Source organism: Dyadobacter soli (assembly GCF_900101885.1).
GTDB classification, from domain to species: Bacteria; Bacteroidota; Bacteroidia; order Cytophagales; family Spirosomataceae; genus Dyadobacter; species Dyadobacter soli.
In genome coordinates, this window is sequence record NZ_FNAN01000001.1 from 51,911 (window position 1) to 72,025 (window position 20,115).

Here is a 20,115-nt window from a genome sequence, read left to right on the forward strand (position 1 = left end):
GCTATCTTGCCGCATTCACCACAAAGCTTTATTCATTGGCAGCTCGTCGGGTTTGGAAAACTGCCCCGCGCCGTTTCCGCATATGCTGGTTCCTGTTGCTCTTCCCGAATGCCCTTCAAGTGCTCGGGCAGGGCGATTCCATACGTACCAGTTTGGAATACACCATCACCAAAAGGCTGCTTTCCGTAGAAAACGGCTTCGCATCGCACGAGGTATTCTGCGGGGTGCAGGATTCGTCGGGCTTCCTGTGGTTCGGTACGCGTAATGGCCTGAACCGCTTCGACGGTACCAAATGCCTCCTTTTCACCCGCCAGCGAAACGGTCTTCAGGAGAACAAGGTAGTGCAGCTGGCCATCGACGATGCCAACTATCTTTTTCTCCAATACGGAAGCACGGGGTTTCAGCTGACGACGATCGGCAAGGTGGATGTAATGGACGCTACCACCCAGGAAGTGAAGACTTTGACCGAGGCGTTTCCTAAACTGCCATTCAAGGAACAGGATGTGTACTGGATTGCCAATGACGGTACCGATGAAATTAGCTTCCTGACGGCCTCACCGTTCCGCTATTGGCGGTATTCGGCCAAAAAGGGTTTCAGGCTGATGCTGGAAATGAAGAGCTGGGTGAGGCAGGATTCCCTTCTGGACTACCGGACTACCGGGCCTGTGAATACTTTTATCCAGGGTACCGCGCATTTGAAGCTGGTTAACCAGCAGTTGCAGTATGTGGTGAAGGACAAAAAAGTGGCCTCGTTCCGGCAGGACGACGTGTTGCGCTCGCTGCCGATCGGGTTGACCGATGACAATGAGCTGCTGATCACCTACAATACCTCGGCGAATACGGACCATTTTACAGTGGACAAACTGGATGGCCGCGGGCAGCTCGTACCCGCTCAAAATCTCGGGCAAAATCATCTGGATGCCGTGAAAGACCGGTACTGGTTTCAGGTGTGGCCGGCTACCGACGGGCAGGCCACGGCATTCTACATTGCTTCCGATGCGTTATACCTCTGGAACAGGCGTGCCTTCCTCAAAGTAATGGCCAAGTCGGAGTTGAAGGGCTTCGAAAACCTGTTCATATACCGGCTTTTTCCCGATAAACTGGGCAATCTCTGGCTTTGCACGTCGTCGGGCGTCATGCAGCTGACCATTAAAAAGAACCGTTTCAAACCCTACTTCTCGACCAGCCAGCAGGCAATGGAGCCGAACGGGCAGGCGCGGGGTATTCTGGCGGACGGGCAAGGTAATGTGATCGCGAATGTATGGGGGCATACGTTCATTCAGAACGCGGAGGGTATCCGGGGTTTCAGTCATAATTTTATCAATTACGGGCTGGCGTGGCATGGCGGTGCGCTGTACACGGGTGGGTTCGTATTGTCCAAGTTTAATGAGACGCTCAAAAGGTTTGTAGGTTTCCCTATGGCGCCTCCCTCGGAGGTATGGTCGCTTTACTCGCTGAATGACAGTCTCTTATTGCTGGGTGGTATCAACGGCTTTTCGGTGTTCAACTCATCCGCCAACCGCATTACCGCATTGCCGGTGGCTGCTGCATCAGACGGTCGGCGTGGTAGCGCGACAAGTGCCGACGCGCGTTTCGTGTACCGTTTTCTGCGTGACAAAAACGGGAAAGTATGGGCGGTGGCCGAAAACGGTTTGTACCAGCTGACAGGCAATGCCGCCGGCCAGGGTAACGCATTGCAAATTTCCCGCCTGCAATCGCCGTTTTTGAATGCGCTGAGCCTGCTCGACGCCTGGCAGGACCCGGATGGTGCCTGGTGGCTAGCCGCGAACGGGGAGGGGCTTTACCGCTGGGACCCGAAAACCAATAGCTCGCGGCAGTTCAATATCACGGCCGGTTTCCCTTCCGACGTCCTTTACCGCATCGAGCCGGACGCGTTCGACAACCTTTGGATCAGTTCTGATTACGGGCTGCTTCGTTTTAACCGCAAGAATTTTTCCATTAACACCTATACTACCACCGACGGCATTTCCCACAACGAATTTAATCGCACGTCGTCGTTCAAAGCGGCAGATGGTAAGCTGTATTTTGGTGGCTTGAATGGCGTGGTGGGCTTCGACCCGCGTGATTTCAAAACCGACACTTCGCAGCTACGCGTGCCGTTGCGGGTGATCGCATTCAACCAGTTTGTAGGTTCGGCCAATGAGCTGGTCAATAAAACCGCCGATTTAACCCAAAACCAGCGCATTGTGCTCGAACCGGACGATAAATTCTTTACGCTGGACTTCCAGTTGCTGGATTTTACGATACGCGAAGGTTCCCGGGAGGGTAGTCTCCAGAGCGCCGGCCATCAGAATGCGGGCAGGTATGCGTACAAGATAGAAGGGCTGGATGAAAATTGGGTTTATATCAATGAAAATTCCGTACGAATCAGCGGGTTACCGTATGGCGATTATGTGCTCCGGGTAAGGGCCCAGAATAGGGAAGGGGCCTGGAACAAAGAGGAGCTGAGCATTCCGTTGAGGGTTTTGAAACCGGTTTACCTGCAATGGTATTTTATCCTGACCGTGCTGCTGCTGATCGGGGTTTTAATTTACCTGTTTATCCAGTTCAGGGTCAAACAGCTCGCACGGGAGAAGCGTCGGCTGGAAGAGACTGTCAATGAGCGTACTATGCAGTTGAAGCAATCGCTTTCGGAACAAACGGCATTGCTGCTGGAAAAGGATGTACTGATGAAGGAGATCCACCACCGCGTGAAAAACAACTTGCAGGTGATTTCCGGCCTGCTCGAATTGCAGGGCAAAAGCCTTACCGACGAAGTCGCGCGGGAGGCATTGCAGGAAGGTCGCAATCGTGTGAGGAGTATCGCATTGATCCACCAGAATTTGTACCAGTTTGAAAACCTCAGCAGCATCGATCTGAAACGCTTCACCGCCGATTTGTGCAGGCAGGTACAGAGTGTATTTCAAAGGGAAAAGAGGGTTTCGCTGGCCATCGACGTGCCGGATGTACACCTGGATATCGATTCCGCGGTGCCCCTGGGGCTCATTTTGAACGAATTGTTGTCGAATTCGTTTAAGTATGCATTCCATGATGTATCCGAAGGTGAAATAAGTGTGACTATCGGCGTCGTATCGGAGGGAAGGTTCCGGTTGACCTACGCCGACAACGGGCCCGGCCTGCCGCCGAACTTTGATCCGGGCCGCGCTTCGACGCTGGGCTTGCAGCTGGTGAACGACCTGAGCAGGCAGATCGGCGGCCGTGTGCATTACCAGACGCAGAACGGGGCCATGTGTACGATCAATTTCACCAACCGGGAAGTGCGCAAAAACCAAGACTAAATCCTGATGGCAGAACTGAAAATAGGCATTGTTGAAGACGAGCTCGTGATCGCAAGAACCATCGTGAGCACGCTTGAAGAACTGGGCTACGCGCATTGCGGCCCGGCGATCAGCTACACCGAGGCCGTCGAAATGCTCGACACCGACAAGCCCGACCTGTTGTTGCTCGACATTCAGCTCGCAGGCCGCAAGGACGGTATCGACGTGGCCGAACGGCTCAACGAAACCTACAAACTCCCGTTCATCTTCCTCACCGCGAACAGCGATTTCGAAACCATCGACCGCGCCAAATCGGTAAAACCCCACGCGTATATCGTAAAGCCGTTTACAAAGGAAGAGCTCTACGCCGCAATCGAGATCGCGTTTCATAATTTTACTAACCTGCGTACAGTCAACGGCGCAGAAAAGCCCGCGGCTCCTTCACCGAGGAACTTCCTGTTCGTAAAGGACGGCTACGTCTTCCGCAAGGTATTTTTTGACGAACTGCTCTACCTCGAAAGCGAGGCCAACTACGTGCTGCTGCATTTGACTTCGCAGAAGCGAATCATGGTAAGGTCAACGATCAACGACTTTATGGAACAGCTGGAACCGGGCCGTTTTGTTCGCATTCACCGCCGCTTCGCAGTAAATACGCATTTTATCGAAGATATTTTTCCGAACGAACTCTCCGTTCACGGCGAGAAGCTACCGATCGGCAAGTCGTACCGGGAGGAGTTGTTGAGAGGGTTGGGGATTTTTTGACCGCCGACGGTAGGCCCCATCTTCCCAAACCTCCCCCCATTCATCCCACACCACCGACGTTCGTCCCTTTTTTTTGCCCTTACACGTCCTAGCGGCCATTTTTGGCGGTGTTATGGGCTTGCTCGATCTGGATAAAATTATCATTAAACGGACTGTTTTAGGAATCCGCTGCCCGGTTTGCGGCGGGAACCTCGTCGTTTCTTCGAAAAAGTGTTTTATCGGACGGCTCGCGCGGATTATTTCGCTGGGGAAGCTCAAACCTGAATGCTATGAGTGCGAAACCTGCAAAAAGCGCTACACGCTGTTTTGACGGCGCGCCCATACCCCGCACACCATCATGAATCATCCATCAACCTTTTAACCTTTCCATACCATGAGTTTGAGAATTAACGACATCGCTCCCGATTTCCAGGCCGACACGACACAAGGTACCATCCGCTTCCACGAATGGATCGGCGACGGCTGGGCTATCCTTTTTTCACATCCCAAAGATTTCACGCCCGTATGTACGACTGAGCTTGGGTATATGGCCAGGCTCGCGCCCGAGTTCGCGCAGCGCAACTGCAAGGTGATCGGCCTGAGCGTCGACCCGGTAGACAGCCATTTGAAATGGGAAAAAGACATTGAAGAAACACAGGGCCATGCCGTGAACTACCCGATGATCGGCGACCCGGACCTCGCCATAGCGAAGCTGTACGATATGCTCGCGGCCGAAGAGGCCGGCACATCGGAAGGCCGCACGGCTGCGACCAATCAGACCGTCCGCTCGGTGTTCGTAGTGGGGCCTGACAAGAAAATCAAGCTGAATCTCACCTATCCGATGACGACCGGTCGCAATTTCCACGAAATCCTCCGCGTCCTCGACTCCATGCAGCTCACGGCCCAGCACAAGGTAGCAACGCCCGTAAACTGGCAGGACGGCGAAGAGGTGATCATCGTCCCCGCCGTATCCGACGCCGAAGCCAAAGAGAAGTATCCCGCAGGATGGCGGACGGTGAAGCCGTATCTGCGGTATGTAGCGCAGCCGGGGAAGGAGTGATGCATTACCGCGATCGGCGGTCGGTGGTCGTCGGTCGGCGGTCAAACCCCGCCACTCCACCCAACCCCCAAACCCCCATGACACTACCTATACCAACCCTTACCAACCCCGCCATGCGCCGATTGCTTCTAGCTTTTTCAATGATATTACTGGTTGTGGCGAGCGCCTCGGCGCAGACTACCTGGAACGGCAGCGCGGATACCAACTGGAATAACCCGGCCAACTGGTCGAATGGCGTGCCTGATAGCGACGACGTTGTGACCATTACGCCCTCTGTGCGGTCCGCGATGATATATTCGGGTACGAATGCCTTGGCCCGTGCGGTGCTGGTGCAGCTCGAAGCGACATTGACGATCATGCCCGGCGGAAAGCTTACTACCAGCGGATCTCACGAGTATGTGGGTCAATCGGCATTTACCAGCGCGTTCATGAACGTCGGGATCGTTGACAATGAGGGTGAGATCAGCATCGGTTCGGCAGGTAGTGCAGGGACCTACGGAGTTTATAACATTGGAAATTTTAATAACAATGCCGGTGGAAAGCTACTGATCGATAACACCACCGAGGTTGGGTTTTACAATGTCAGGGGTGGGCTGTTCAACGAGGGTGAAGTGCTGGTGGGTACGGTGGGTAGTGTGGGAACCAACGGGATTTGGAACGATGCACAGATCATCGTTTACAGCGGTGCCAGGATCACCGTTGACCGTTCTCTGGTGCGAGGAATCCGTAACAATTTTGATCAGAGCCTGGGGATATTTGGCTGGATCAAAAATGATGGTGAAATAACGATCGGTGCAGCCGCCGACGTCGGCACAAGGGCTTTCGAGAACTTCGGTGCATTTCAGAATAACGGAACTGTCAAGGTCGATCGTGCGACTGCCGTGGGCTTTTATAATGAATATACGGCAAGTTTTGTAAACTACGGTGTGACCACAGCGGGTGCGAACGTCCCGGCGACAAACAGCCTGTTTAATGGAGCCTATGTAGATAATAAGGCGTGTGGGGAAATACATTTGTACGGCGCAGTTAACAATGCTTCCAACATTTCAAACGCTGGATTTTTTGAAGTAACCGCTTCCGCGGCGCATGTTCAAAACTACGATTTCGAAAATAACGGGATTCTGTCGTTTCCGCTAGGGAACCCATTGGAGAATGTTGAAAACAATCAGGTTATTATCACGCCGGATACGGTTAGCGAATGCGAATCGCTGAGCCCGGCTTTTGAGATTTCGGGTTCGGATTCCGGCATTTCCGGCGTTTTTACAGACCTCGCGGGCACATTGTCCGCAGGTGTGTACGATGCCGCAAACAATACTTTCACACCAGCCGAGGAACTGACGGCAGGAGAGCATACCTTTTACGTAAGTATTGCACAAGGTACGAGCTGTACCCGCATCGTTCCCTGGAAATTAACCCTCACGCCGTGCTGCGTGGTACCCGTGTTGACCGCGCCGACCATCGTGCAGGCTACGTGTGTTACGCCATCGGGAACGATTACCATAAACGCGACAGGACCCGGCGAGCTAGAATATAGTGTGGACAATGGCGAATCGTGGTCGGATAATGCTGTTTTTGCAAGCCTTCCTGCGGGAGAATACAACCTGAAAGCCCGTGTAAAAGGGTCTTTGGAAACATGTGAAGCCGTTTATCCGGGCAACCCGGTGGTGTTGAATCCATCCTTTACGGCCACTACCATCGATACCTGGACCGGCTGCGCGTCCACCGACTGGAACGTGGCCGCCAACTGGCAGGATGGCACCGTTCCCACGGCCGACGATGCCGTGACAATCCCGAGCGTAGCCAAAGCGCCGGTTATCCCAAACGGAGCAACTGCTGCGGTTAAGTCTTTGCACATACAATCGGACGCCTGGCTGGTGATAGGCACAGAAGCCACCCTCACCGTAAACGCCAATGCGGCATATACAGCACCATTCGCATTTACTGCGGGTATCCACAATGAAGGGAAAGTTGATAATGGCGGTACAATCGTCGTCGGCGTGACGAGCGCGGGCGATTTTGGAATCATGAACCAGGGCACTTTCAACCACACCGGTACCGACATCCGGATCGACAATTCTACCAATACGGCTATTTTCAATGCCGGCGGCACTTTCACCAACGCGGCGCAACTTTCGTTGGGCAGTAATGCGCCCATCGGCCTGCACGGCATCTGGAACGACGCCACTTTTAATAACAATACAGGTGGAGTTATCGTCTTAAGCAACAGTTCATTAAGGGCTTTGGTTAACAATGCCGACGAATTCAAATCTATACACGCAACCTTCAACAACGCCGCGACCATCGCTATCGGGGTCGCGGCCAGTGCGGGTACCGTGGGTATCCGCAACCTGGGCAGCTTCAATAACAATGCGGGAGGGAATATTATCATAGATCAGACAACCGATATCGGCTTGTACAATGCCGCGGGAACATTTACCAATACGGCATACATTACAATTGGCGCCAACAGCGGTACCGGTACCCACGGACTTGTGAACGAGGGGATATTCGGGCATGAGGGCTCGGCCAGCCTTTGGATAGGCCGGGCGACGGGCTCATCGCTTTACCATGCTGCCGGAACGTTCAACAACGGCGCGGAAATCATTATCGGCGCCGGTTTTTCCGGAGGTACTACCGGTATCGAAAGCCGGGCTGCATTCAACAACCTTGCGGGAGGCGATATCAAGATCAACCGCACATCAGAGGTAGGTCTGTACCATATCGCCGGCACTTTTACGAACGACGGCGATATCACGGTGGGCAATACCGAGGCCGTTGGTCTGTACGGAATGAGAAATACAGGCGAATTTAAGAACAATGCCGGCGCTGAGATCCGGATCGATCGCTCGACCACAGCCGGGTTATTGCAAGCCAATGCAGATGCCCCGGCCCCGAATGCCATATTCACCAATGCAGGAAACCTGACAATTGGCGCAAACGCAGCCGTGGGAGCCGACGGCCTGGAAAATCAGGCTGGATTCACCAATACCGGCACAGGGCACATCCGTATTGACCGGGCTACCAACATTGCGCTGAAAACCCCTTTCGGTACTTTTATCAATGAAGCGGAAATTACGATCGGCGGTGTAGCGAGCGTCGGCACATACGGGCTCGTCAACCGCTCTGCATTCGGCAACCTCGGTAACGGGCATATCCGTATCGACCGTTCGACCGACACCGGTCTTTACCATTCCGGCGGTACGTTCACCAACGACGCGAAGATCACCTTGGGAGCGAACCAATCGCCGGGAGTCAACGGTATTTTCAACGAGGCCGCATTCAATAATGAAGATGATGGCGATATCCGCATCGACGGTTCCACGAGTTCAGCACTCCGGAATTTTCAGAATACTTTCACCAATGCAGGAAAGATTACGACCGGCAGTGTGAGCTACACGGGGGACTTCGGTATCCGTAACGAGGCAACGTTCCTTAACAACGCGGATGGTAACATCAGCCTCGAATGGTCGCACGACGGAGTGCGCTCCAAGGGTGTTTTCGAAAATGCGGGAACCGTGCAGATTGGGCCTCCTGGCAAAGTAACTATAATGCTTACACGCGACGGCGGCTCTTTCAACAACAATAGCGGAGGGATTTTCAAAGGTACCGGTAATATTAATCCGCTGTCGCTCACAAGCAACGGAGGTACATTGTCGCCGGGCTACTCACCGGGCAAGCTGACATTCTCAACCAGCCACAATTTCACCAGCAGCACGCTCGATATGGAACTGAACGGCGTTGGCACGGCCGGTACCGATTTTGACCAGATCGCCGTCAACGGTACGGCTACATTAGGTGGCACGTTGGCTGTAAAGGTTAATTATACGCCCGCGATAGGCGACCAGTTTACGATCCTTACAGCAACCTCGATATCAGGAATGTTCAGTTCGCTGACCGGCCTGGCACTCGGCTGGAAAATTATTTACGAACCGAATGAAGTGAAATTGCGCTACGAAGACCCGATGCCCGTTACGCTCGTGTCCTTCACCGCCCGCGCGGAAAATGCGATCGTAAGACTCACCTGGCGCACGACGGCCGAAGCCGATAATGCCGGCTTCTACATCGAGCGCAGCACGGACGCATTCAACTGGCACGATATCGGTTTTGTGGACGGCAATGCGACTACATCCGTCGTCAAAGATTACAAATTCCGGGACGAAAAGCCGGTGCCCGGCCTCAGCTACTACCGACTGCGCCAGACCGATTTCGACGGCACCACCGAGCATTCCCGCGTGGTACCGGTGCGCTTCGCAGATCCCGAGCATTCCGTGACTATCTGGGCGGATGCCGTACGGCAGGTGCATATCAAATCCAGCGAACCCATCGAAAAAGCCACCGTTTACGACCTTTCGGGAAAAATTGTAATCATTTCAAAAGCATCAACGCTCAATCTCTCCAGGCAACCAGCAGGCATCGTCCTCGTGCACGTAACGACCGCAGGCGGGACGGTGGTGCGGAAGGTGTTGCTATATTGATGTAACACCGTCGAATTCCTTGGTCTTTGGGAATCTATCAACAATCCGGATTTTAAAGGTGTCGAATTCGATACGTTTAGAAGGCAAGCTGGTTTGAACAGCTTTACGCTTACGCCGAGAAAATGGATCGAGGCGACCGATGCCATTGGTATAACCTCAAAATCGGGGAGGAATGGAGGTACTTATGCCCACAAGGACATTGCGCTGGAATTTTGCGCATGGTTAAGCCCTGCTTTCAAGCTGCTTTTGCTGAAAGAGTTCCAACGACTTAAGGAAGCGGAAACGCTCAATGGAAAATGGGACTTGCGCCGGTATCTCTCCAAAGTCAATTATGTACTTCATACTGATGCTATTAAGGAGGATTTAATTCCGCACATCAATATCTCGAAAGAAGAAGAGCGGCTGGTATATGCCAACGAGGCAGACCTCCTATACATCGCGATTTTTGCAATGACCTCGAAGGAATGGCGGCGGCAAAATCCTGAACTTGCGGCAAAGGGTTATAACATTCGTGATGTAGCCGATACCCATCAACTGATTATCCTGGCAAATCTGGAAAGTTTGAACGGCATGTTGATCAATAGCGGAATGCTGGACACACAAGAGCGGTTGAAATTTCTGCGGAAGGCAGCCGTGACACAATTGAAGTCGCTGAAAGCCAGCAGAGATTTAAGTCATCAGCTTATCGAAAGTCCGCATACAAGCCCAAAGCTCCCTTCAATATCAATAAAAAAGTCAAATTCAACAGACTTATAGGGAAAACGCCGCTTGCTTGGGTTAATCCAGGCAGGTGGCGCACTGTCGTGGGCGATTGTAGCCAGGAAGCTAATTTCAAAGTGACCGCCTCACATTCAGCTGCCAGGGGTTCTCGATGGTGGAAATGGCTTTGGTGTCGATCAGGTCGGCCATGGTTTTGCCCATAAGTCTGAAATCGGTGGAGAGGGTGGTAATGCCGCCGGCGAGGACTTCTTTTAAGGGGGTGTCGTTGTAGGAAATGATGCCGAAATCGGCTCCGGGTGTGATGTTTAACGCTTCGGCTTGCTTGATGAGTTCGGCGAGATCTTCGTCTTTTACGACAATAAACAGGTCGCCGGGGCGAATGGTGTGGCCGGGGATTTCGGGGATATAGGCGTGCTCGAAGCCATGTTCCTCGCAGAACCGTTTGAGCCCGTCGTACCTTTCCTCGGGCTCTTTTTCTTCCTTTTGAACCATAAAAATCCGCTGGTATTTGCGGATCAGGTGCAGCCCGGAGACGAGCGCTTCATAGGTATTTTTGTCAAAATCCTGAAATACGGCCGAGTACTGGCCTTTCAATTCAAAATCGAAATGGTCGAGGAGGAAAACCCTGCCCATGAGCGATTCCAGCAACGGACCGATGCCCCGGAACTTGCCCGACATGATCACGTAGTCGGTGTACTTGCCGCGGGCGTCGGCGACGAGCGTTTCGAAAACCTTCCGGTTATAGTTATGGAAGTAAAGATCGACCGTGGCCTCGCTGCCGACGGACTCGATGAATGATTTGAATAAAACCTCCTTAAATCCATTCAATTCGTTGAAAAGCAGGAAGATGTTGTGGGTTGCGCCGATTTTGGTACTGCTTACAAAATAACCGACCCCGTGGTTGGAGGTGATAATGCCTTTGGAAATCAGCTCGCGCAAGCCGGCAAAAACGGTGTCGCGCGAGAGGCTGTATTCGCTTCGGAATGCATTGATGGACGGAATGCGGTCGCCGTTGCCATATTCTCCCGACTGGATGCGGTCGGTCACGTGGTTCACCACCAGTTTGTATTTCGATCTGTTTTCTTTCACAATAATGCAGTATGGCGGCAAAGGTACGCGGTTAGCCGGTTGTTGCAAAATAATAAAGTCATACCAGTTCGTACCAGTTGAAAACATTTATATATTTGGCCGAAATTAAAACCGAACATGAAAAAACATTGTCTATCGATCGGCCTGGGTGTTTCGCTGGTACTTGCGGCGGGTCAGGTTTATTCTCAGCATGCGGCAAACGCTACAACGCAACTCACGCAGGTGCGTGGGGCAACGGTTAACGACTCGTTCTGGTCGCCGAAAATGGAGCTCTGGCGCACGACTACCGCTACCGATGTGCTCGATAAATTTGAAGGAAAGCACCTGAAACCGGAGGAAAGGGCCAAAAACAACGTCTTTGAAAACTTTGATAATGTAGCTGACGGCAAAAAAGGCGGCCACGCCGGGCTACCATGGTTCGACGGACTGATTTACGAAACCATCCGAGGTATAGGGGACCTGCACCCCGACGCCGCATTGCAGGCGCGCATCGACGGCTACATTGACCGCATTTACGCCGCCCAGCAAGCCGATCCAAACGGTTATATCAACACCTACACCGACCTCATGGAGCCCGCGCACCGCTGGGGCGACAATGGCGGTTTCCTGCGCTGGCAGCACGACGTGTACAATGCGGGCATGCTCGTGGAGGCTGGCGTGCATTACTACCAGGCCACGGGCAAGACCAAATTGCTCGAAGTGGCCGTCCGCGTTGCCAACCATATGACCGCATTCATGGGCCCGGCGCCGAAGCGTAACATCGTGCCCGCGCATTCGGGCCCGGAGGAGGCCGTTACCAAGTTGTACTGGTTATTCAAAAATAATCCCCACCTGAAATCGAAGCTAAATGTGCCTGTGAATGAGCAGGCTTACCTGGCCTTGGTGCGGTTCTGGATCGAGAATCGCGGGCATAATGCGGGTTATCCGCTGTGGCTCACGTGGGGTAACGAAAAATCGGAGAAATGGATCAAGGATCAGAAATTCAAGGAAATAGCTGCTGATGCACGCCCGGCCTGGGGCGATTATGCCCAGGATTCGATCCCTGTTTTTCAGCAGAAAACCATTGAAGGCCACGCCGTGAGGGCAACATTGCTCGCGACCGGCATTACCGCCATGGCCCTGGAAAGCCAAATGCCCGAATACATGCAGACCGCCAACCGCCTCTGGGACAATATGGCCGGCAAGCGTATGTTCGTGACCGGCGGCGTGGGCGCCATCGCGCACGACGAGAAATTCGGGGCGGATTACTTTCTGCCCAGCAATGCCTACCTGGAAACCTGTGCAGCCGTGGGTGCCGGTTTTTTCAGCCAGCGGATGAACGAGCTCACGGGCGATGCCAAATATATGGACGAGTTCGAGCGCGTTTTGTACAACAATGTCCTGACCGGCGTGTCGCTGTCAGGTACGCAATATACCTACCAGAACCCGCTCAATGCGCACGATCATACGCGCTGGGAATGGCATTCGTGCCCGTGCTGCCCGCCAATGTTCCTGAAAATGGTATCGGCACTGCCGGATTACATTTACGCTTCGTCGGCCGATCGGTTGTACGTCAACATGTTTATCGGAAGCAATGCGGAAATCGGTTTGAAGGGTAATAAGGTGGCTGTTTCGCAGGAAACAGGTTATCCGTGGAATGGGCGGGTTGTTTTGAATATTAATCCTGACAAAAGCGGTGCATTCAGCGTGAACGTGCGGGTACCCGGCTGGGCGCGGGGGATCGAGAATCCTTATGGCTTGTACGCTTCCGATTTGAAACAACCTTTTACACTTAAAATAAATGGTAAATCACAGAAAGTGGCTCTGGAAAATGGCTATGCAGTGATCCGCCGTGAATGGAAAAAGGGTGATCGCATCGAGCTGGAACTGCCCGTGAAACCGCGCGTTATCACGGCAAACGCACAAGTGAAAGACCTGAAAGGCCAGGTAGCGATTGCGGCCGGGCCGGTGATTTATTGTTTGGAAACGGCGGATAATGCCGATCTGGATGCATTGCAGGTAGATGCGAAGTCGCCGCTGGCATTGCAATACCGGAAGGATTTGCTCAATGGCGTGAATGTCATTACCGGTAAATCAAAGAATGGTGCCGGCAAAGCAGCGAGCTTTACCGCTATACCTTATTACGCCATGGGTAACCGCGGCGTAAAAGGTAATAAGGTATGGCTGCCGACCGCAGGGACGCCTGCCGCAAATTAATCACGAAAACCGGGCGCGGGCGTCGTAGGCTAATCCAAGCCCGACGCTCGATAGCTTGTTTTCTTCCGACCATTCGGCGGCGGGGAACAGTTCGCGGAAACGTTCCTGGATGAGCGGGATTTCCGTCGAGCCGCCGGTCATGATCACGAGGCCGATCGCTTCGGGTGCTATGCCCGCAGCTTGAAGGCATTGTTTGGCGGCTTCGATAATGCGCTGGGTTTTGGTGCCGATCGCCTCGTTGAACACTTCACGTTCGACATTGATCTGTAAATTTTCGTCGATGAATGGGAGGGAGGCCACATAGGCGTCATTTTGCGTGAGGCCGATCTTGATGTTCTCAGTTTCGGCAAGCACCGCGTGGCCGCTTTCCTGTTCGAGTACGCTGATCAGCCGACCGTATTTTTCAGGCGAATGCGTTTCGCGCAGGAGCTGCTTGGCCTGGAATATCGTGCGGTTGGTGTACAAAAAGTTCACCTTGCTCCATTCGGAAAGATCGAAATAATGGTAGGAGGGCACTTCGAGGTTTTTGGCGCCGTAAGTGGTGCGGAAGCCCAACTCGGGCATCATACGCGCGAGGCTGAGGTCTTTGTCGAAGTCGTTGCCGCCGAGGCGTACGCCTGTATTCGCGAGGATGTCGTCGCTGCGGTCGTGCTTGCGGGCGTTGTCTTTGGAAAGGCGGATAATCGTAAAATCGGAAGTTCCGCCGCCCAGGTCGACCACCATGGCCAGTTTTTCTCCTGTAACCCGTGCCTCGTGCGCAAATGCCGCCGCGATTGGCTCGAACTGGAAGCCCACGTGTTCGAAACCAAGGCTGATGGCGATCGCCTTCAACTCGCTTTCCGCACGTTCGTCGGCGGCGGGGTCATTATCGATGAAATGCACCGGCCGGCCCATTACCACGTGTTTCAGTTCGGCACCGGTGTCGGCTTCTGCTTTCCGCTTCATCTGGTCGAGGAATGCAGCCACTATTTGGTCGAATTTCATCAGTTCGCCATTTACCATCGTGCCCTGGCGCATGGCTGGCGTGCCCAGCACGCGTTTCAAACTCCGCATTAACCTGCCCGGATTCCGGTTCAGGAACCGCTCCATTGCTACCCGTCCGAAGAATGCTTCGTTGTCCTTTCGCGCAAAAAACATGGCGCTGGGGATGGTTTTATGGTCGTTTTCTACCGGAATCAGGAAAACGTCGTCGTGGTTGGCAATGGCAAGGCTGGAATTGGAAGTGCCGAAATCGATGCCGCAGAAAACAGGAGTAGTCATTGTTTTTGGAAAATTGGGCGCGCAATTTCTCACTATTTGACCGCCAATGCAAATGCAGAACGAAAGCAGTACCGCGTATTCAAGCTTTGAAAGGCTTTCTTTTTGATAAAATCCTTTCAATTTGATAATGAAAATATTTTTACAAATGCTTCATTATCAGTTTAAAATATAGAGAAATGCTCCCTGGCGCGGCGTTAGTAGCCAGTCCTTTATTTAAAACCTGTAAAAAATGAAAGTGATGGTTTTTCATAGTTTATTTCAATACGGGCCGATGGACGATACCGACGATGATGAAGAGGATTGCGAGGGCGAGCATTAGCAAGTCTTTCGGCCGGGCGAAGTTGTGATGTATGTCACGTAACGGACTGATGGAAACCGGGTTCCTTTGTAATGTCAAATCGCAGTAATGGATTGACAACGAATACATTGGTAACCCTTTTAAAGACAGAAATCATGCCATACGTAAAAATTGAGGTAACCCGTGAAGGCGTTACCCGCGAACAAAAACAGGCGCTTATCGCCGGGGTGACCGGGCTGATCACCGAAGTACTCGATAAAGATCCCCACCTGACCCACGTAGTGATCCAGGAAGTGGAACTCGACGACTGGGGTTACGCCGGGGAACAAGTGTCGGTACTCCGCGAAAAGGGCATTACAGCAACAAGAAATCAGTAACAAACCTGACATACCATCATGAAAAAGCAAACCATCATCGTAACCGGTGCTTCTACCGGCATTGGCAAAGCAGTAGCGAGCCTGTTCCTGGATCGCGGCCATAATGTGATCATCAACTCGGCCAACGAGGCCAATCTCGCGGCTACGTATAACGAGCTGGGTAACCACGACCGGCTGGTCATGGTTGCGGGCGATATCAGCAAAAAAGCTACCGGACAGTCACTGGTCGATACGGCTGTGAGCCAATTCGGCAGCGTGGATGTGCTGGTGAATAATGCGGGTGTATTCGAACCGCGTAGTTTCCTCGAAGTGGACGAAGCGCACCTCGACTATTTCCTCGATATTAATCTCAAAGGTACCTATTTCACCAGCCAGGCGGCCATCCGGCAAATGCTCCAACAAGGCGAGGGCTCGATCATCAACATCGGTACCGTGCTGGTGGACCACGCCATCGGCGGCTTCCCGGCTACTGCGCCCATTTCGAGCAAGGGAGGCATTCACGCATTGACACGCCAGCTGGCTGCTGAATTCGGCAAGCACAATATCCGCGTCAATGCCATCGCGCCGGGCATTATCCGCAGCCCGCTGCAAGCGAAAACCGGCGTGAGCGATGCCGATAGCCTGGCCGGCCTGCACCTCGTGGACCGCATCGGGGAAACGGAAGACGTTGCGCAGCTCGCATTGTACCTCGCGGGCAGCAACTTCATCACCGGCGAGGTGATCAACCTCGATGGCGGCCACGTGGCCGGGCACCATATTGGTTAACAAACCATGGATGTGAATGTAATTCAGGCGTGCTGGCTTAGCTCCGGCACGCCTGATTTTTTTGGCATGGAATTTGCTGTGTTCCTTCCCAATTTGATTTATACCTTACCCACTCATGCATTTGAACAGCAACCTGATTTTCCACAACCTCGCCGACGGTGTTTTTTTGCTGGACGAAACAGGCCGAATCACCAATTGCAACGCCGCTGCCAGCGCTATTACCGGCTTTGAGGAATCTGAAATCGAAGGGAAACCATTTTATACGATCGGCGACGGCCAGGACGATCCTATTAAATACCGGTACGAACTGGACCAGGCACGGAAGAAAAACAAATTTGTTGCAGAGGGTTGGAAGCTGAGGAAAGACCGCACCAGGTATTGGGCAGAAACTTCCTATTCCCCGGTTTACGATGAATCGGAACAGCTCGCAGGATTTTGTGTACTGGTACGTGATATTTCCGAACAGAAGGAAAGGCAATCGGACCTGCTGGAAAGCGAGGAGCGCTACCGGCTGATGGTCGAGGCGGTGCGCGATTATTCCATATTCATGCTCGATCCCGAAGGCAATGTGCTGACGTGGAACGACGGGGGAATGCTCATCCACGGCTATGCCGAAAGTGAGATACTTGGGAAACATTTTTCCATATTTTACCCGTCCGCCGACCAGCTCGACGAAAAGCCGAAAAAGAAGTTGCACGTCGCCCGCGACGAGGGCTCCTACCGGGAAGAGGGTTGGCGGGTCAAGAAGGATGGTTCGCTGTTTTGGGCCAGCGTGGTGCTGACGGCCCTCTTTAACGACCGTAATGCATTAATAGGTTATTCAAAGGTAACGAGCGACCTTACCGGGCGCCTGAAAGACGAGGAAGTACTTCGCCAGAGTGAAGCCCGTTACCGTTCCCTGGTAGAACAGGTGGGCGATTACGGGATTTTTATGCTCGATACGAAAGGCCGCATTATCAGCTGGAACGAGGGTGCGAGGCGCATCAAAGGTTATAGTGCGGAGGACGTGATCGGAAAATACTTCTCCATTTTTTACCCGGAAGAGGACATTATCAACGGCAAGCCCGCATGGGAGCTGAAAGTGGCGCGGGCGACCGGCAAGTACGAAGAAGAAGGATGGCGCTTGCGGAAGGACGGGAGCCGGTTTTGGGCCAATATCGTCATTACCGCTGTATACGATACGGAAGGAAGGCTGAGCGGATTTTCGAAAGTAACCCGAGACCTCACCGAACGCAAGATGAGCGAGCAGGCATTGCAGGAGAGTTCGGACAAATACAGGCAGCTTGTGGCTGAGCTTTCGGTTACTAACAGTGAACTATCGTCTGTTAACCGCGAATTGGAGCAGTTTACGGCTATTGTTTCCCACGATTTGAAGGAGCCCGTTCGGACGGTACGGAGCTTTCTGCACCTGATGGACCAGCACGTCGGCCAGCAGAAGTTTGATCTCTTGAAGTCGAGCATCGGTAAAGGCGTCCTTGCCGCCCAGCGCATGCACGATCTCATCGATAACCTGCTGCATTACTCGCAGATCAGTAAAATTGGCTTGCAGCGTCAGAAGCTGAGGGTAGAGGAGGTGATCGGCGAGGCGATCCAGAACCTGAACGATGCGGTAGAGCAGTCGGGCGCACAGATCCGCGTGGAAAGCGACGTCTCGTTCATTTATGGCGACCGTGTGCAGCTGGTGCAGCTTTTTCAGAACCTCCTCGCCAATGCGCTGAAATTTACCAACGGCAACTCGCCGGAAGTGACCGTGAAATCATGGATGGAGAATGGCAATGTGCGGTTCGTGGTCGAAGACAATGGCATCGGCATTTCACCTGATCACCTGGAAAAGATCTTTGAAATTTTCCGCAGGCTGCATTTTGCGCACCAGTACCCTGGCTACGGCGTGGGGCTGGCGGTTTGTAAAAAAGTGGTAGAGCGGCACCGCGGTACGATCTGGGCCGAGTCGGTGCAGGGAAAAGGCGCCAGTTTTCATATTTTGTTACCCAAGATTTAACCCCCGAACATGAGAACATTCAGACTTGCCATTGTAGAAAATGATGAAGACGAACGCTTTTTTATGTCGGAGGCGTTCAAGGCTTCCGGAGAATTCGAAATCCTGGGAGAGTTCGGTAATGGCGATCAACTGACCGATTGGCTGCACGGTTCGCCGAAGCAGCTGCCGGAACTCGTCTTGTCGGACCTGAATATGCCGGGAAAGAATGGTTACGACATTATCGACGAGCTCAAAATTACACATCCTGGCATTGCCGTGTTCGCGACGTCCACCTCTTCCGTCCTGACCACGCGCGAGAAGTGTATCCGCGCGGGCGCAAAGGATTTCATCGCCAAGCCCGACATTTTCATTGCCTACGATTCCTTTGTTACCGAGTTTTACCAGCTTGCCTGCCGGTACCTGGGCGGCTGACTTCATCCACTTACGAAACCCATTGATATGTCTCAAACAGTGATCGGGATCATCGCCGGCGTACTCACTTCCGCTTCCATGGTTCCGCAGTTCATCAAAATACTCAGGAAAAAGGATGTCGGCACCCTGTCACCGCTGATGCTGCTCGTGCTGATCTCCGGCGTTGCGCTCTGGACCTATTATGGCTTTTTGAAAGACGAATTGCCCATTATTCTTTCCAACGGCTTTTCGGTATTGCTTAATAGCGGGTTGCTGATATGTTACTTTATCTTTAGAAAGTGACCGGCAGAAATTAACATCAAGCTATAAATCATTCTTTTTCTGAACGGGCGTCGTCTTTGTCCAGCTCTTGAATGCCCGGTGGAAAGCGCTCGGCTCGGCGTAGCCCAGCAACTCGGAAATGGAATGCACCTTGGCGTCGGTTTTGCGGAGTAAGTTGAATGCGAGATCCTTTTTAATGGCCGTGCCCAGCGACCGGTAGCTTTCGTTTTCCTGGCTCAGTTTCCGCTGAAACGACCGCTCGCTCATGTTCATATGCGCCGCAATCACTTCGAGCGGAGGTATTTTGCCTATAAAATCCCGCATGATAACCTGCCGTACCCGGTCGCAAAAGCTGCCCGACTTTTCGAACGCCGCCACTTTCTCACGCAGTGTTTCCCCGAAATGCGCATACAACGATTCGTCGTGGCTTAAAACCCGTATGTCGGCAAACGACCGCTCGTAAATCAGCCGGTTCTTTTCCTTCTCAAAACCAACCGGGCAGTTGAAAACCCGCTCATAAACGGCTTTCGACTGGTTCGCCGGAAACTGCAATTCCGCACGCATAGGCCATATCTTCTGGCCGGTAAGCATGCATATGAAATTCAACGAAGCACTCATGGCCGCCTCGACGGCATGCCGGGCCGTTTCCGGCGACACGTCCGTCCACATCTGGCTCACTCCGAACGTGACTTCGCACCCATTGCGGGTAACCTCCATCTGGTACGAAATCCAGCCGGAGAGCGTTTGCTGGTACCGTTCGAGTTCGGTATATGTATCTTTCATGGTACGGCAGCTCTGCATCAGGTAGCCCAGCAACCCGAACACCGAAGGGTTGTTTTCCATCCCCACATGCAGGCCGATGCACGGGTCGCACGTCGACGCTTCGAGTTCGCTCCACAAATCGATCACCGGCACCATACCGTCAATCCGTTTTTCGGCATTGTTAAGGTCTTCGGGTGTGATTCCCAATGCATTGCAAGCGCGTTGCAAGTTGGCTCCGCGGGCGCAGGCTGCGTAGATGAGGTTCCTTAGTACCCGTACAGTTCCGTACATAGCAATGGTTATTGGCGTGTCATTCAATCAATTGGCGTGTAGTGTCACCACTTTGGCGTGTACTATCACTTAGCGCCGGTGTAAGCGTCATTTACTTTGTATTGCCGTCGGATGCGCACCGGCGGGAGTGTT

13 protein-coding genes and 1 pseudogene are annotated in these 20,115 nt (G+C 53.0%); 11 read left to right on the plus strand and 3 right to left on the minus strand.

From position 1 onward, the window contains the following. Nucleotides 1-35: 35 nt before the first annotated feature. The 5 genes and pseudogenes from BLQ88_RS00225 to BLQ88_RS00250 form a co-directional block, all read left to right on the plus strand. On the plus strand, nucleotides 36-3,299 hold the full coding sequence (locus BLQ88_RS00225) for a histidine kinase dimerization/phosphoacceptor domain -containing protein (protein ID WP_143016761.1): 3,264 nt from the start codon (nucleotides 36-38) through the stop codon (nucleotides 3,297-3,299). A 6-nt stretch (nucleotides 3,300-3,305) separates the two neighbouring features. Then, nucleotides 3,306-4,040, plus strand: coding sequence for a LytR/AlgR family response regulator transcription factor (locus BLQ88_RS00230; RefSeq protein WP_090145585.1), 735 nt, complete (start codon nucleotides 3,306-3,308; stop codon nucleotides 4,038-4,040). A gap of 373 nt (nucleotides 4,041-4,413) precedes the next feature. Continuing rightward, the gene (locus BLQ88_RS00240) at nucleotides 4,414-5,079 is read left to right on the plus strand and encodes a peroxiredoxin (RefSeq protein ID WP_090145588.1); all 666 of its coding nucleotides are present in this window, start codon (nucleotides 4,414-4,416) and stop codon (nucleotides 5,077-5,079) included. A 77-nt stretch (nucleotides 5,080-5,156) separates the two neighbouring features. Next, on the plus strand, nucleotides 5,157-9,554 hold the full coding sequence (locus BLQ88_RS00245; RefSeq protein WP_176884837.1) for a T9SS type A sorting domain-containing protein: 4,398 nt from the start codon (nucleotides 5,157-5,159) through the stop codon (nucleotides 9,552-9,554). Between the two features lie 18 nt (nucleotides 9,555-9,572). After that, a pseudogene (locus BLQ88_RS00250) lies at nucleotides 9,573-10,310 on the plus strand (KilA-N domain-containing protein); the annotation flags it as partial. 75 nt (nucleotides 10,311-10,385) lie between these two features. Here the strand turns inward: BLQ88_RS00250 and BLQ88_RS00255 are convergent. After that, nucleotides 10,386-11,363, minus strand: coding sequence for a GntR family transcriptional regulator (locus BLQ88_RS00255; RefSeq protein WP_090146263.1), 978 nt, complete (start codon nucleotides 11,361-11,363; stop codon nucleotides 10,386-10,388). A gap of 117 nt (nucleotides 11,364-11,480) precedes the next feature. On the opposite strand from BLQ88_RS00255, the gene BLQ88_RS00260 reads away from it, so the two are divergent. Further along, the gene (locus BLQ88_RS00260) at nucleotides 11,481-13,559 is read left to right on the plus strand and encodes a glycoside hydrolase family 127 protein (RefSeq protein WP_090145593.1); all 2,079 of its coding nucleotides are present in this window, start codon (nucleotides 11,481-11,483) and stop codon (nucleotides 13,557-13,559) included. Here the strand turns inward: BLQ88_RS00260 and BLQ88_RS00265 are convergent, their stop codons facing one another. Beyond that, nucleotides 13,560-14,819 (minus strand): Hsp70 family protein, encoded by a 1,260-nt coding sequence (locus BLQ88_RS00265; protein ID WP_090146264.1) that lies wholly within the window; start codon nucleotides 14,817-14,819, stop codon nucleotides 13,560-13,562. A 453-nt stretch (nucleotides 14,820-15,272) separates the two neighbouring features. Between BLQ88_RS00265 and BLQ88_RS00270 the strand changes: the two genes are divergently transcribed. The 5 genes from BLQ88_RS00270 (at nucleotide 15,273) to BLQ88_RS00290 (ending at nucleotide 18,951) form a co-directional block, all read left to right on the plus strand. Then, nucleotides 15,273-15,494: a tautomerase family protein gene (locus BLQ88_RS00270; RefSeq protein ID WP_090145594.1), complete on the plus strand. Its 222-nt coding sequence runs from the start codon at nucleotides 15,273-15,275 to the stop codon at nucleotides 15,492-15,494. Between the two features lie 18 nt (nucleotides 15,495-15,512). Beyond that, nucleotides 15,513-16,259, plus strand: coding sequence for an SDR family NAD(P)-dependent oxidoreductase (locus tag BLQ88_RS00275; protein WP_090145596.1), 747 nt, complete (start codon nucleotides 15,513-15,515; stop codon nucleotides 16,257-16,259). Between the two features lie 115 nt (nucleotides 16,260-16,374). Then, nucleotides 16,375-18,258, plus strand: coding sequence for a PAS domain-containing sensor histidine kinase (locus tag BLQ88_RS00280; protein WP_090145597.1), 1,884 nt, complete (start codon nucleotides 16,375-16,377; stop codon nucleotides 18,256-18,258). Between the two features lie 9 nt (nucleotides 18,259-18,267). Beyond that, entirely contained in the window at nucleotides 18,268-18,669 is a 402-nt protein-coding gene (locus BLQ88_RS00285; RefSeq protein WP_090145599.1) for a response regulator, read from the plus strand. 27 nt (nucleotides 18,670-18,696) lie between these two features. Continuing rightward, on the plus strand, nucleotides 18,697-18,951 hold the full coding sequence (locus BLQ88_RS00290; protein ID WP_090145600.1) for a SemiSWEET transporter: 255 nt from the start codon (nucleotides 18,697-18,699) through the stop codon (nucleotides 18,949-18,951). 21 nt (nucleotides 18,952-18,972) lie between these two features. Here the strand turns inward: BLQ88_RS00290 and BLQ88_RS00295 are convergent, their stop codons facing one another. After that, entirely contained in the window at nucleotides 18,973-19,983 is a 1,011-nt protein-coding gene (locus BLQ88_RS00295) for an AraC family transcriptional regulator (RefSeq protein ID WP_090145602.1), read from the minus strand. Nucleotides 19,984-20,115: the final 132 nt, after the last annotated feature.

What these genes read in the sequence shown, in the direction of transcription:
- BLQ88_RS00230 (WP_090145585.1), top strand. Translation starts at nt 3,306, where the DNA reads ATGGCAGAACTGAAAATAGGCATTGTTGAAGACGAGCTCGTGATCGCA.
- BLQ88_RS00240 (WP_090145588.1), top strand. Translation starts at nt 4,414, where the DNA reads ATGAGTTTGAGAATTAACGACATCGCTCCCGATTTCCAGGCCGACACG.
- BLQ88_RS00245 (WP_176884837.1), top strand. Translation starts at nt 5,157, where the DNA reads ATGACACTACCTATACCAACCCTTACCAACCCCGCCATGCGCCGATTG.
- BLQ88_RS00260 (WP_090145593.1), top strand. Translation starts at nt 11,481, where the DNA reads ATGAAAAAACATTGTCTATCGATCGGCCTGGGTGTTTCGCTGGTACTT.
- BLQ88_RS00265 (WP_090146264.1), bottom strand. Translation starts at nt 14,819, where the DNA reads ATGACTACTCCTGTTTTCTGCGGCATCGATTTCGGCACTTCCAATTCC.
- BLQ88_RS00270 (WP_090145594.1), top strand. Translation starts at nt 15,273, where the DNA reads ATGCCATACGTAAAAATTGAGGTAACCCGTGAAGGCGTTACCCGCGAA.
- BLQ88_RS00275 (WP_090145596.1), top strand. Translation starts at nt 15,513, where the DNA reads ATGAAAAAGCAAACCATCATCGTAACCGGTGCTTCTACCGGCATTGGC.
- BLQ88_RS00280 (WP_090145597.1), top strand. Translation starts at nt 16,375, where the DNA reads ATGCATTTGAACAGCAACCTGATTTTCCACAACCTCGCCGACGGTGTT.
- BLQ88_RS00285 (WP_090145599.1), top strand. Translation starts at nt 18,268, where the DNA reads ATGAGAACATTCAGACTTGCCATTGTAGAAAATGATGAAGACGAACGC.
- BLQ88_RS00290 (WP_090145600.1), top strand. Translation starts at nt 18,697, where the DNA reads ATGTCTCAAACAGTGATCGGGATCATCGCCGGCGTACTCACTTCCGCT.
- BLQ88_RS00295 (WP_090145602.1), bottom strand. Translation starts at nt 19,983, where the DNA reads ATGTACGGAACTGTACGGGTACTAAGGAACCTCATCTACGCAGCCTGC.